The organism is Nocardioides soli (genome assembly GCF_014191495.1).
Classification (GTDB): domain Bacteria; phylum Actinomycetota; class Actinomycetes; order Propionibacteriales; family Nocardioidaceae; genus Nocardioides; species Nocardioides soli.
Genome location: NZ_JACHWR010000006.1, coordinates 39122 through 50761, shown reverse-complemented (window position 1 = coordinate 50761; position 11640 = coordinate 39122). Strand labels below are relative to the sequence as shown.

The following is an 11640-nucleotide window of genomic DNA, read 5'->3' as shown; positions in this document are numbered from 1 at the left end:
TCCGTATGACGTCCCACGGGTGCTCAGGTACGGGTGGCGGTGAGCAGCAGGTACTCCCACTCCATCCGGCCGTCGGCCAGCGCCGCGTCGCCCAGGGCGGCGAGGGCGGAGTCGAGCTCGGCGACCCGCTCCGGCGCGTCGGCCAGCGTGCGGTAGACCATGATCGTCGGGCCGTAGGTGGCCTTGAAGAAGTCGCGGAAGTCCGCACCCGTCGCGAAGCGGCTCACCGGCAGCCGCTCGCGGACCGCCTCGACGCCGGAGACCCGGTCGCCGAGCAGGTCGCGCACGTGCGGCTCCGCGCCCCACAGCGGCGGCGGCTGCGCACCCGGCGGCGGGGCGGGGGCGTACGGCTTCATGGTCGCGAACATCTGCCCGATGAAGCCCTCCGGCGTCCAGCTGACCAGCCCGATCCGGCCGCCGGGTCGGACGACGCGGACCAGCTCGTCGGCGGCGTCCTGGTGGCGCGGCGCGAACATCACGCCGACGCAGGAGATCGCGGCGTCGAACTCGTGGTCGTCGTAGGGCAGCGCCTGGGCGTCGTCGGCTCGCCAGTCGAGGTCGAGTCCCTGCGCCTCTGCGGCCCGCTGCCCGACGTCGAGCAGCGCCTGGGTGACGTCGGAAGCGACCACGTCGGCGCCGGTGCCGGCTGCGGGCAGCGCGGCGTTGCCGGTGCCGGCCGCGACGTCGATGACGTGCTGGCCCGCGCCGATCCCGGCGGCCTCGACCAGGCGCCGGCCGAGCGGCGCGATCACCTCGGTGGCCACGGCGTGGTAGTCGCCGAGAGCCCAGAGCGGAGTGGGGGTCTGGGTCGTGTTGGTGGTGTTGGTGGTGGTGTCAGTAGTCATGCCAGAGAGCGTCCGCCCCGAGCCGCCCCGGCCTCTAGTGCCGAGTCTGTATCGGCCCCGGTTCACGATCTGTACTGGTGCCCGGCGCCCTTCCGGGCGTCTACTGGTGGAGGCGCGGAGCGCCGGGGGAGGTGCTGGATGGCGACGTACGGCCAGTTCTGTCCGATGGCCAAGGCGATGGAGGTGCTCGACGAGCGGTGGACGCTGCTGGTCGTGCGCGAGCTGCTGGCGGGCAGCACCCACTTCAACGAGCTGCGCCGCGGCAACCCCAAGATGTCGCCCGCGCTGCTGTCCAAGCGGCTGCGCACGCTCGAGCGCGCGGGCGTGATCCAGCGCGACGTCGTCGGCGGCCGCACCAGCTACCGCCTCACCGAGTGCGGCGAGGAGCTGCGGCCGGTGGTCGAGGCGCTGGGCGCCTGGGGGATCCGCTGGATCGGCGCGCTCGGCGAGGACGACCTCGACCCGCACCTGCTGCTCTGGGACATCCGCCGCACCGTGCCGCTCGACGCGTGGCCGCGCCGCCGCACCGTGGTGCGCTTCGACTTCACCGACCAGCCCGCGCGCACCGCCTCGTGGTGGCTGTGCGTCAACGGCGAGGACGCCGACGTCTGCGACTTCGACCCCGGCTTCGACGTGACCGCGACCGTCACCACGACCCTGGGCACGATGGTCCGGCTGTGGCGGGTCGACCGCACCTGGGACGACGCGATGCGCACCGGCGACGTGCGGATCGAGGCGCCCTCCGACGTACGCCGTGCGGTCCCGTCGTGGCTCGGCCAGATGGCGACCGCCGCGGTGCCGCACCCGCTGCGCGAGCCGGCCTAGGGAAAAGTCGGTGCCGAACCCCCGCCCCGGTCGGGCAGGATCGGCGCATGCCCCAGGACCTGAGCGCCGTCGACTGGCCGGTGCGCACCGAGCGCCTCTCGATCCGCCCCGCCACCGCCGACGACCTCGACCCGACCTGGGCCTACCGGCGCCTCCCCGAGGTCGGCGAGTGGCTGCACCGGCTGGTGCGCGACCGGGACGAGTACGCCGGGCTGTTCGCCGAGCCCGACCGGTTCGCCGCGACGCTCGTGGTCGAGCGCGACGGCGCCGTGGTCGGCGACCTGATGCTGCGCATCGAGTCGCCCTGGGCGCAGGAGGAGGTCGCCGACCGGGCCCGGGGCCGACAGGCCGAGCTGGGCTGGGTGATCGCGCCCGAGCACGCGGGGCAGGGCTACGCGACCGAGGCGGCCGCCACCCTGCTGCGGGTCTGCTTCGAGCCGCTCGGGCTGCACCGGGTCACCGCGCTCTGCTTCGCCGACAACGTCGCCTCGTGGCGGATCATGGAGCGGCTCGGCATGCGCCGCGAGGCGCACAACGTGCGCGAGTCCCTGCACCGCACCCGGGGCTGGCTGGACGGCTACGGCTACGCGCTGCTCGCGGAGGAGTGGCGGGACCGGCAGGTCGGCTGAGCCTCGATGCTGGGCCTCGATGCTGGGCCTGTCAGGCGGTGGCCCGGCGGGTGAAGGTGAGGTGGGTGACGCCGCTGGGAGCGGAGACCGCCTCGATGTCGTAGCCGTCCTCGAGGGCCTCCAGGCCGTCCCAGATCCGGACGCCGCGGCCGAGCACGATCGGCACCTGCACCAGGTGCATGAGGTCGACCAACCCGGCGGCGACGAAGTCGCGGACGATGGTGGCGCCGCCGCCGATCCGGACGTCCTGGCCGCCGGCGGCCTCGCGGGCCACCGCGAGCGCCTCGGCCGGGGTCGCGTCGAGGAAGTGGAAGGTGGTGCCGCCCGCCATCTCGAGCGGCGGCCGCGGGCGGTGGGTGAGCACGTACGTCGGCGTGTGGAACGGCGGGTTCGGCCCCCACCACCCGCGCCACTCCGGGTCGTCGTGCCAGCCGGGCGGGCCGAACTTGTGGGAGCCCATGATCTCGGCGCCGATGCCCTGGCTGTGGCGCTGCGCGAAGGCGTCGTCGACGCCGGCGCTCCCGCCGGCGTCCCAGAACCGGGTGCCGAACATCCACCCGTGCAGGCGCTCGCCGGCATGTCCGAACGGCGCCTCGAGCGACTGCGGCTCGCCGGTGGCGAAGCCGTCCAGCGAGATGGACAGGTTGTGGACCCGGGTCAGTGACATCCGCGCGCTCCTCGACTCGTGACTGCGCCGTGCAGTCTCCTCCGGAGGAACTGACCGGCGCGGCCGCGGACTCTCATCGGTGGCCGCGGACCGCGCCGACCTCAGACGTGCGGGGACGACGCGTGCACGACGATCCCCTCGAGCCGCTCCACGTGTCGGATGAAGCGGTACTTGTCCTCGACGCCGTCGGTGTAGCGCTTCTTCTCGGCTGGCCACACCTGCATGCCCGGCTCGATCTTGGCCACCACGAAGCCGAGCTCGTCGTCGTCGAGCTGGCTGCGCAGCACCTCGCGCAGGATCTCCTCGTCGTGCACGGTCACGCAGTTGAGACACCCGGCGCCGGTGGCGATCTGCTCGAGGTCGGCGTTGCGCGAGGTGAGCGTCGGCGCGCTCCCGATGCATTCGTACAGGCCGTTGTCCAGGACGACGACGGTCAGGTTCGGGGGCCGCTCGGCGCCCAGGGTGCAGAGGACGCCGAGGTTCATCAGCATCGAGCCGTCGGTCTCGATCGCGACGACCCGCCGGTGCGGGAGCGCGATGGCCAGGCCGAGGGCGGTCGAGCTGACCGAGCCGAGGATGCTCACCGACATGGTGTTGTCCTCGCCGCCGGGCCGGTGGTTCCACCAGTCGTCGAGGATGCCCCCGATCGAGGACACGAAGAGGTCCTCGGTCGTCGTCTCCTCACCCAGGACGCGCGCGACGTCGACCCGCCTCATGACAGTCCTCCCTCGATGCACTCGCCGGTCAGCACCAGGCACACCGGCCACTGGCTGGCGTCGGCGTGCACGAACGCCTTCTCGATCACCGTGTCGAGCTGGTCGACCCGGTCGACGACGCGGTACGGGATCCGCAGCGCGTCGAGCAGCGGGCCCATCACCTGGGCGTGGTTGTGGCCCCACCAGTTCGGCTCGCCGAAGTCGCCGCGGTAGCTGACGACCATCACGAGCGGGATCTGGTGCGCGAAGGCGAGCCGCGTGATCGGCTCGCAGGCCTGCCGGAGCCCGGAGTTCTCCGTGATCATCAGCGCCCGCTTGCCGCCGAGGTAGGCACCGGCGAGCAGGCCGGGCAGGTCCTGCTCGTTGCTGACCCGGACCAGCCGGATGTCCTCGGCCCGGTCGATCGCGACGTACACGGACTTCAGCAGCGACTCGGGGAGGGTCCCGACGAGGGACACCCCCGCCGTGCGCAGCGCCGCCACGAAGGCGGCGGCGTACGCCGGGATGTCGCCGGTCGGCTGGGCCTGGTCGTGCTCGGCCTCCGGTCCGGACTGCTGGACTGGCGCTGCCATGTCTCTCCTTTGCTCTGCTCGAGTCAGCTCTGCTCGACTGCGATGAGGTCCCAGGGACGCACCGGGACGTGGGACAGGTCCCGGCCGCTGGCGCGCCGGAGCGCGTTGACGACGGCCGGGGTGCTCGAGATCGTGGCCGGCTCGCCGGCGCCCTTGACGCCGTACGGCGCCTCGGGGTCGGGGATCTCCAAAATGGTCGTGGTCATCGGCGGGATGTCGAGGACGGTCGGGATCAGGTAGTCGGTGAAGGAGGCGTTGCGGATCCGCCCCCCGGACACCTGGATCTCCTCCATCAGCGCGAGCCCGACGCCCTGCGCGGTGCCGCCGTGCATCTGGCCCTCGACGGCGACCGGGTTCAACGCCCGGCCGACGTCCTGGACCACGTCGAGCTGGACGAGCTGGGTCAGCCCGGTCTCGACGTCGACGTCGGCGACGGCCCGGTGGCCCGCGAAGATGAACTGGATGTGCGGCTCGCCCTGCCCGTCGACGCCGTACGGCGTGGTGGCCCGGTGGTCGAAGCGGCGCACCTCCTCGAGCCCGTCGTCGGGCACCAGGTCGGTGAGCCGGGCGACGTGCTGCTCCGGCCCCGCGAGCAGCGCCCCGTCGCGCAGCACGACCTCGTGCCCGTGCTCCAGGAGCGAGTCGGCCCGGTGCCCGTAGCGCTCGTGGGCGAGGTCGATCAGCCGCTCGCGCAGCGCGCGGCAGGCCGCCTGCACCGCGCCGCCGGTCATGTAGGTCTGCCGGCTCGCCGAGGACGATCCGGCCGACCCGACCGAGGTGTTCGCGGGCAGCACCATCACGTCGGCGACCCCGAGCTCGGTCTGCACGATCTGCACCGCGATCGTGTTGACGCCCTGGCCGATCTCGGCCGCGGAGGTCTGCACCTGGGCGACCACCTCGCCGCCGATCGGGAACAGCCGGACGCGCGCGGTCGAGTAGTCGCGGATCCCCTCGGGCATGCCGCCGGCCTTGAAGCCGATCCCGTAGCCGACCCCGCGCCGGATGCCCTCGCCGTGGGTCACGTTGCCCACGCCGCCCGGCACCCGGAGCAGCCCGCCGGACATCGGGCCGAATCCGTCGTCGGTCCGGTCGGCGACCGGCGGGAGGTCGCGCAGCGACTCGAGGATGGCGCGCGCCGGCAACCTGCCGCGCAGCGGCTGCCCGGTGGGCATCAGGTCGCCCTCGTCGAGCACGTTGCGCAGCCGCAGCTCGATCGGGTCCATGCCGAGCGCGTCGGCGAGGCGGTCCATCTGGGCCTCGTGGCCGATCGCCGCCTGCACCGCGCCGAAGCCGCGCATCGCGCCGCAGGGCGGGTTGTTCGTATAGGCCACCCGGGCCCGGATGTCGACGTCCTCGCACACGTACGGGCCGACCGCGAAGGCGGCGGCGTTCGAGACCACGGCCCACGACGTCGACGCGTAGGCGCCGCCGTCGAGATCGATCGAGCAGCGCACGTACAGCAGGCGGCCGTCGGCGGCCGCGCCGTGCTCGTAGCGCAGGACGGCCGGGTGCCGGTGCACGTGCCCGAGGAAGGACTCCTCGCGGGAGTAGACCATCTTCACCGGCCGCCGGGTGGCCAGCGCGAGCAGGCAGAGGTGGGCGTGCAGGGTGATGTCCTCGCGCGCCCCGAACGCGCCGCCGACGCCGGCGAGGGTCACGTCGATCCTGGCCGGCGGCAGGTCGAGCACGGCGGCCAACTGGTTGCGGTCGGCGTGGATCCACTGGCTGTTGACCAGCAGGTGCACGCCGCCGTCGGCGTCGGGGATCGCCAGGCCGGACTCGGTGCCGAGCGGCGCCTGGTCCTGCATGCCGACCGTGTAGGTGCCGCGGACGACGGCGTCGGCGGCGTGCCGGTCCACGTCGCCGCGCCGGATGTCGATGGCCCGCACCAGGTTCCCGTCCGGGTGCAGGTACGGCGCACCCGGCGCGAGCGCGGCCTCCAGGCTCAGCACCGGCTCCAGCTCGGCGTACTCGACCTCGACCAGGGCCGCGGCGAGCCGGGCAGCCTCCGGCGTCTCCGCGGCGACCAGCGCGACCGGGTCGCCGACGTAGCGGACCACGTCGGAGGCGAGCACCGGCTGGTCGCTGACGACCAGCCCGAAGCCGTTGCGGCCCGGCACGTCGGCCGCGGTGAGCACGGCGACCACGCCGTCGGCCCGCCGGGCCCGCCGGGTGTCGATCCGAACGATCCGGGCGTAGGGGTGCGGGCTGCGCACCGTGTGACCCCACAGCATGTCGGGGGCGGACAGGTCGGAGGAGAAGGCGAACTGCCCGCGCACCTTGAGGTCGCCGTCGGGGCGGCGCAGCGACGAGCCGACGCCCGGAGAAGCCTCCCCCGTGTCGCGCGTCAGGTCCGCCGGCGCCTGCTGGCCGCTCACCGGTCCGCCTCCTCGTCGACGGGCGCCGTGCGCGCCTGCAGGATCGCCTCGATGATCTTGGTGTAGCCGGTGCAGCGACACAGGTTGCCGGCGAGCCGCTCGCGGATCGCGTCCTCGTCGGCGTCGGGGTCCGCGCCGAGGATACCGGTCGCGGTGACCACGAAGCCCGGGGTGCAGAACCCGCACTGGACCCCGCCCAGCTCGACCATCGCGCGGCGCACCCGGCCTCCCACCGGGTCGTCGTCGAGTCCCTCGACGGTGCGCACCGTGCGCCCGGAGGCCTGCCCCGCCAGGACCAGGCAGGAGCAGACCACGTCGTCGTCGAGGAATACCGAGCACGAGCCGCACTCGCCCTGCTCGCAGGCGTTCTTCGCGCCGTACAGGGCCATCCGGTCCCGCAGCACGCTCAGCAGGCTGGTCGCGACCGGCACGTCCTCGAGCTCGTAGTCGCGTCCGTTCACGTTCAGGCTCAGGTCCTGGCTCAGCTCCTGGCTCAGGTCCTGGCTCATGCCGCACCGTCCAGGCACCAGCCGAGGCAGCGGCGGGCCATCACCTCGATCGTGTGGGCCCGGTACGCCGCGGTGCCGCGCACGTCGTCGATCGGGTGGGCGCAGCGGCGCACCTCGGCCGCGAAGTCCCGCCGGACCTCGGGCGGGAGCGGCGCCTGCTCGGCGTCGGGCTCCGGCCACAGCCGGGCGGCCAGGAACTCCTCCGCCGCCGTCGCGCGGATCGGCGTCGGGCCCACCGAGCCCAGGCCGACCCCGACGCGCCGCCGCTCGGGGTCGATGACCAGCCCGAGCGAGGCGACCGCGATCACCATCGCGTTGCGGGTGCCGATCTTCGCGAACTCCTGGCGCGACCGGGCCGTCCGCGGCACCGTCACCGCGGTGATCACCTCGGTGTCGGCCAGCACGCTGCGGCCCGGGCCGACGAAGAACTCGTGGGCGGGAACCTCGCGGGTCCCCTGCGTCGAGGCGACCTCGACGCGGGCGTCGAGCGCGATCAGCGCGGGGTGCGCGTCGCCTGCGGGCGACGCCGTCCCGAGGTTCCCCCCGAGCGTCGCGGCCGCGCGGATCTGGGGCGAGCCGACGCCGCGCGCGGCGCGGACCAGGCCCGGCAGCACGTCGGGCAGCTCGGCCTCGATCCGGCCGAAGGTGACAGCCGCGCCGATGCGGACGAGGTCGTCGTCGATCGTGCACCGCCGCAGCTCCGCCACGCCGCCGACGTCGATCACGCCCGCCGGGCGCAGCCGGCCGAAGTTGACGGCGACCATGACGTCCGTGCCGCCGGCGAGCAGCATCCGGTCCGGGTGCTGGGCGCGGAGCTCGAGGAGCTCGGCGAGGGTGGCCGGGCGGACGTACCCGGGCACGGCCCTACTCATCCGGCGACCCCGGCGCGCGCCGGTCCTCCGCGAGGCGCTCGACGAGGTCCCCGGCGTCGCCGGTCTCGCTGAAGACGCCGACCAGGAGGCCGATCCGCTCGTGGTCGAGCGAGGCGATCGCCTCCAGCGCGGTGGCGTCGAGGACCACCTGGTCACCGGTCCGGTCGCTGGAGATCCGGAGCCGGGGGCTGGCGCCGCTGCGGTCGACGCCGACGCGCACGGCGGTGTACTCGTTGACCAGCCGGATCAGCTCTTCGTTGTCAGCCATGTCTCGCCTCCGGATCAGTAGAGCAACGCGATCTGCGCGAGGTCGGGGCGGTCCTGGTCGAGCAGGACGGTACGCCGCGCCAGCCGCGGCGCGGAGCCGCTCAGGTCCACGACGTCCTCGCGGAGCGCCGAGGTCATCGTGGACCCCTCGGGCACGCGGGAGCGGAAGACGATCTCGTCCGACGAGACCGCGACCCGCTGCGGGTCCTCGGTCGGGGCGACCCGGACGGCGGTGAGGTGCCGGCGGTGGAAGGCCGGCGGCCGGTCGGCCCAGGCGAAGTCGGTGAGGATCCGCTCGAAGCGGAGCGTCAGGGAGCGCACCGACTCCCAGGCCAGCAGCGAGACGTCGCTGTACCGCGGCTGCGTCGGGTCGTCGCGGAGCACGGGCATCGGCATCCGGTACTCGAAGTCGTCGGTCAGCAGCCCGAGCCACTCGTCGTACCGCTCGGAGTTGAGCAGGTGCGTCTCGTGCCGGATGAACGCGACGACCGCGTCGTCGTTGCTCACGCGTCGGCTCCCATCATCTCGAGGTAGTGCCGGTAGAACCACCGCTGGTTGACCTCGCTGACGTCGGCGCCGACGACGTTGCCGGGCCCGTCGAACCAGGGCGTGAACGGCGCGACGTCGCGGGCCAGGTCGAAGTTGGCCGGCACCAGGCGGTTGGTCTCGCGGCCGCCGTTGACCTGGAGCATCCGGCGGAAGTTCTCCAGGTCGTCGCTCTCGAAGAACGCCGTGGCGCCGTGCTGGCGCTGCATGGTCTTGAAGGCCGACAGCTTCCAGTCCTCGGGGTAGTCGCGCGGCGTCACCAGCCAGTTGAGCTCCTCGGTCTCGTCGGGGCCGAGGGGGTTGAACAGGCGCACCTGCATCATCGCGGCGTCGACCTCGCCGTCGTCGAAGCCGCCGGCGCGCGGCGTGTGCACGAACGCCATGTTCGGGAAGACCAGCCCGTGCATCACGGTCGAGTGCGCGAACATGCGCGCCTGCTCGGGGCTCAGCTGGGTCGCGATCTCGGGCCAGCGGTCCTCCGGGTAGCCGGGGAACGCCTGCTCCTCCGCGTCGGTCGCGGTGCGCTGCGCCCGCAGCGCGTGGCCGTGCTCGAACTGGACGCAGACCCCCTCGACGGAGCCGGCCTGCGCGCCCATGAGGCCCATCTCGAACCCGGCCCGGTGGGCATGGCGCAGGTGGTAGCCGTCGCCGGCGAGGTTGTCGGCCTCGAGCTTCCAGTTGCCGAGGTGGGTGAAGCGGAAGGAGCCGTACGGCGCGTCCGTGCCGGCCGGCGACACCCCGAGGATGCACTCGAGGTAGAACGCCATCGGCCCGAGGTAGTCGGGCAGGGAGCACAGCTCCTGGTCGAAGGTGGCGAACACGAGCCCGTGGAAGGAGTCGACGCGGGCGGCCCGCAGGCCGAGCTGGCTCTTGTCGAAGTCCTTGCCGTAGAGCTCGCGGCCGCGCGGGACGCCCCGGAGGGTGCCGTCGTTGCCGAAGGTCCAGCCGTGGTAGCCGCACCGGAAGTGGGAGGTGTTGCCCACGTCGGCCTTGCACAGCAGCGTGCCCCGGTGGGTGCACGAGTTGAGCAGGACGTGGAGCTCCCCGGCCTCGGACCGGACCAGGACGACCTCGTCCAGGCCCATCCGCCGGGTCACGTAGTCGCCGGGTGCCGGCACCTCGGACTCGTGGCCGATGAGCAGCCACGCATGCCGGAACACCGCCTCCAGCTCCCGGCGCCAGACGTCGGCGTCGGCGAAGTAGGCGCGCGGGACGTCGAACCTGTCGTCGTCCACGCTGACGGTCAGCTCGCGAGGTGACATGGGCTTCCTTCGTGCTTCTCGGGGGTCTCGGGATCAGGCGCCCAGGTACAGGGCGCGCATCTGCTGGTCGTCGGCGAGCTCGTCGGCGGCTCCCTCGCGGGCCACCCGGCCGCGGTCGAGCACGACGGCCCGGTCGGCGATCCGCAGGGCCGCGCGAGCATTCTGCTCCACGAGCAGCATCGCGGTGCCGCCGTCGCAGATGCTGCGGACGGCGTCGAGCACCTGGCGGACCAGGATCGGTGCCAGGCCCAGGCTGGGCTCGTCGAGCATCAGCAGCCGGGGCCGGCTCATCAGCGCCCGCCCGATGGCGAGCATCTGCTGCTGGCCGCCGGACAGCGACCAGCCACCCTGGTTGCGCCGCTCCTGCAGCACCGGGAACAGCTCGTAGACGCGGGCGAAGCCCTCGTCGAGGTCGGCGTCGCGGCCGCGGGTGGTGGCGCCGAGGATCAGGTTCTCCTCGACGCTGAGCCCGCCGAAGATCCGTCGGCCCTCGGGCACGTGCGCGATCCCGGCGGCGGCGATGGCCTCGGCCTTGGTGGCGCGCAGGTCGATGCCCTCGAACGTGATCGCGCCCGTGTTCGCGGGCACCAGCCCGGAGACCGTGCGCAGCAGGGTGGTCTTGCCGGCGCCGTTGGCGCCGAGCAGCGCGACCAGCTCGCCGGGGGCCACCGTCAGGCTGACCTCGTTCACGGCCTCGACCGCGCCGTAGCGGACCACCAGGTCGTCGATCCGGAGCATCAGCTGGCCAGCCCTTCCGTCGCGTCGGTGCCCAGGTAGGCGTCGACCACCGCCGGGTCGTTGGCGACCTCGGTCGGGGTGCCCTCCGCGATCAGGGTGCCGAAGTTCAGCACCGAGATCCGGTCGGCGACCCCCATCACCAGGGGCATGTCGTGCTCGACCAGCAGCACCGCGGCGCCGCGGTCTCGGATCGCCCGGACCAGGTCGGCCAGCTCCTGCTTCTCCTGGGGGTTGAAGCCGGCGCCGGGCTCGTCGAGCAGCACGACCGCGGGGTCGGTGGCCAGCGCCCGGGCGATCTCCAGCAGCCGCTGCTTGCCGTACGGCAGGGCGCCGGCGACGTGGTCGCGCTCGGCGGCCAGGCCGACGAACTCGATCGCGGCGAGCGCGGCCTCCCGGGCGGCCCGACCCGACCGACGGGCGCGCGGGGTGCCCAGCAGCGAGGCCAGCGGTCCGACCCCGTTCTGCGCCTCGGCGCCGATCAGCACGTTCTCGAGCACGGTCGCCTCGGCGAACAGCTGGAGGTTCTGGAAGGTCCGGGCCAGCCCACAGCGGGCGACGTCGCTGGGCCGCCGGGCTCGCCGGGTCCGGCCGCCGACCGAGACCGTGCCCGCCGTCGCCGACGCGGAGCCGGAGCAGACGTTGATGAAGCTGGTCTTGCCGGCGCCGTTGGGCCCGATCAGCGCGTGGATGGTGTGCGGCCGGACCACGAGGTCGACGCTCTCGAGCGCCGTGACGCCGCCGTAGCGCAGGGTCAGGCCGCGGGTCTCCAGGGCGGGCGCGGTCATCGGGGTCCCCGATCGATTGTCGTGCGGAG

14 protein-coding genes are annotated in these 11640 nt (G+C 73.5%); 2 read left to right on the top strand and 12 right to left on the bottom strand.

Features of this window, described 5'->3' with window-relative positions; genetic code table 11:
• Window positions 1-23: 23 nt before the first annotated feature.
• Window positions 24-845 (bottom strand): class I SAM-dependent methyltransferase, encoded by an 822-nt coding sequence (locus FHU40_RS25730; RefSeq protein WP_183595372.1) that lies wholly within the window; start codon window positions 843-845, stop codon window positions 24-26.
• A 138-nt stretch (window positions 846-983) separates the two neighbouring features.
• Between FHU40_RS25730 and FHU40_RS25725 the strand changes: the two genes are divergently transcribed.
• Together FHU40_RS25725 and FHU40_RS25720 are read left to right on the top strand one after the other, a co-directional pair.
• Window positions 984-1670: a winged helix-turn-helix transcriptional regulator gene (locus tag FHU40_RS25725; protein ID WP_183595371.1), complete on the top strand. Its 687-nt coding sequence runs from the start codon at window positions 984-986 to the stop codon at window positions 1668-1670.
• Between the two features lie 47 nt (window positions 1671-1717).
• Window positions 1718-2299, top strand: coding sequence for a GNAT family N-acetyltransferase (locus FHU40_RS25720; protein ID WP_183595370.1), 582 nt, complete (start codon window positions 1718-1720; stop codon window positions 2297-2299).
• Window positions 2300-2330: 31 nt separating this feature from the next.
• Here FHU40_RS25720 and FHU40_RS25715 read toward each other — a convergent pair whose 3' ends face one another.
• The 11 genes from FHU40_RS25715 to FHU40_RS25665 form a co-directional block, all read right to left on the bottom strand.
• Window positions 2331-2966 carry a dihydrofolate reductase family protein gene (locus tag FHU40_RS25715; protein WP_183595369.1) on the bottom strand — a complete coding sequence of 212 codons (636 nt, stop codon included), beginning with the start codon at window positions 2964-2966 and terminating at the stop codon, window positions 2331-2333.
• A gap of 101 nt (window positions 2967-3067) precedes the next feature.
• A complete protein-coding gene (locus tag FHU40_RS25710; protein WP_183595368.1) occupies window positions 3068-3682 on the bottom strand; it encodes a thiamine pyrophosphate-dependent enzyme in 615 nt (204 codons plus the stop codon).
• Window positions 3679-4254, bottom strand: coding sequence for a thiamine pyrophosphate-binding protein (locus FHU40_RS25705; protein WP_183595367.1), 576 nt, complete (start codon window positions 4252-4254; stop codon window positions 3679-3681). Before FHU40_RS25705 ends, FHU40_RS25710 begins: the two co-directional genes overlap by 4 nt.
• Before the next feature lie 23 nt (window positions 4255-4277).
• A complete protein-coding gene (pucD, locus tag FHU40_RS25700; RefSeq protein ID WP_221200315.1) occupies window positions 4278-6632 on the bottom strand; it encodes a xanthine dehydrogenase subunit D in 2355 nt (784 codons plus the stop codon).
• The gene (locus tag FHU40_RS25695) at window positions 6629-7141 is read right to left on the bottom strand and encodes a (2Fe-2S)-binding protein (protein WP_183595366.1); all 513 of its coding nucleotides are present in this window, start codon (window positions 7139-7141) and stop codon (window positions 6629-6631) included. The genes pucD and FHU40_RS25695 overlap by 4 nt, the downstream gene beginning before the upstream one ends.
• Window positions 7138-8013: an FAD binding domain-containing protein gene (locus FHU40_RS25690; protein ID WP_183595365.1), complete on the bottom strand. Its 876-nt coding sequence runs from the start codon at window positions 8011-8013 to the stop codon at window positions 7138-7140. Before FHU40_RS25690 ends, FHU40_RS25695 begins: the two co-directional genes overlap by 4 nt.
• Window positions 8006-8281 carry a hypothetical protein gene (locus FHU40_RS25685; protein WP_183595364.1) on the bottom strand — a complete coding sequence of 92 codons (276 nt, stop codon included), beginning with the start codon at window positions 8279-8281 and terminating at the stop codon, window positions 8006-8008. The genes FHU40_RS25690 and FHU40_RS25685 overlap by 8 nt, the downstream gene beginning before the upstream one ends.
• 14 nt (window positions 8282-8295) lie before the next feature.
• On the bottom strand, window positions 8296-8787 hold the full coding sequence (locus tag FHU40_RS25680; protein WP_183595363.1) for an aromatic-ring-hydroxylating dioxygenase subunit beta: 492 nt from the start codon (window positions 8785-8787) through the stop codon (window positions 8296-8298).
• The gene (locus FHU40_RS25675) at window positions 8784-10088 is read right to left on the bottom strand and encodes an aromatic ring-hydroxylating oxygenase subunit alpha (protein ID WP_183595362.1); all 1305 of its coding nucleotides are present in this window, start codon (window positions 10086-10088) and stop codon (window positions 8784-8786) included. The genes FHU40_RS25680 and FHU40_RS25675 overlap by 4 nt, the downstream gene beginning before the upstream one ends.
• Before the next feature lie 33 nt (window positions 10089-10121).
• On the bottom strand, window positions 10122-10826 hold the full coding sequence (locus FHU40_RS25670; RefSeq protein ID WP_183595361.1) for an ABC transporter ATP-binding protein: 705 nt from the start codon (window positions 10824-10826) through the stop codon (window positions 10122-10124).
• A complete protein-coding gene (locus FHU40_RS25665) occupies window positions 10826-11611 on the bottom strand; it encodes an ABC transporter ATP-binding protein (RefSeq protein ID WP_183595360.1) in 786 nt (261 codons plus the stop codon). Before FHU40_RS25665 ends, FHU40_RS25670 begins: the two co-directional genes overlap by 1 nt.
• Between the last annotated feature and the right edge of the window lie 29 nt (window positions 11612-11640).

Bases quoted from the DNA above. Each gene is read 5' to 3' on its own strand.
- FHU40_RS25730 (WP_183595372.1), bottom strand. From the start codon at position 845: ATGACTACTGACACCACCACCAACACCACCAACACGACCCAGACCCCC.
- FHU40_RS25725 (WP_183595371.1), top strand. From the start codon at position 984: ATGGCGACGTACGGCCAGTTCTGTCCGATGGCCAAGGCGATGGAGGTG.
- FHU40_RS25720 (WP_183595370.1), top strand. From the start codon at position 1,718: ATGCCCCAGGACCTGAGCGCCGTCGACTGGCCGGTGCGCACCGAGCGC.
- FHU40_RS25715 (WP_183595369.1), bottom strand. From the start codon at position 2,966: ATGTCACTGACCCGGGTCCACAACCTGTCCATCTCGCTGGACGGCTTC.
- FHU40_RS25710 (WP_183595368.1), bottom strand. From the start codon at position 3,682: ATGAGGCGGGTCGACGTCGCGCGCGTCCTGGGTGAGGAGACGACGACC.
- FHU40_RS25705 (WP_183595367.1), bottom strand. From the start codon at position 4,254: ATGGCAGCGCCAGTCCAGCAGTCCGGACCGGAGGCCGAGCACGACCAG.
- FHU40_RS25695 (WP_183595366.1), bottom strand. From the start codon at position 7,141: ATGAGCCAGGACCTGAGCCAGGAGCTGAGCCAGGACCTGAGCCTGAAC.
- FHU40_RS25690 (WP_183595365.1), bottom strand. From the start codon at position 8,013: ATGAGTAGGGCCGTGCCCGGGTACGTCCGCCCGGCCACCCTCGCCGAG.
- FHU40_RS25685 (WP_183595364.1), bottom strand. From the start codon at position 8,281: ATGGCTGACAACGAAGAGCTGATCCGGCTGGTCAACGAGTACACCGCC.
- FHU40_RS25675 (WP_183595362.1), bottom strand. From the start codon at position 10,088: ATGTCACCTCGCGAGCTGACCGTCAGCGTGGACGACGACAGGTTCGAC.
- FHU40_RS25670 (WP_183595361.1), bottom strand. From the start codon at position 10,826: ATGCTCCGGATCGACGACCTGGTGGTCCGCTACGGCGCGGTCGAGGCC.
- FHU40_RS25665 (WP_183595360.1), bottom strand. From the start codon at position 11,611: ATGACCGCGCCCGCCCTGGAGACCCGCGGCCTGACCCTGCGCTACGGC.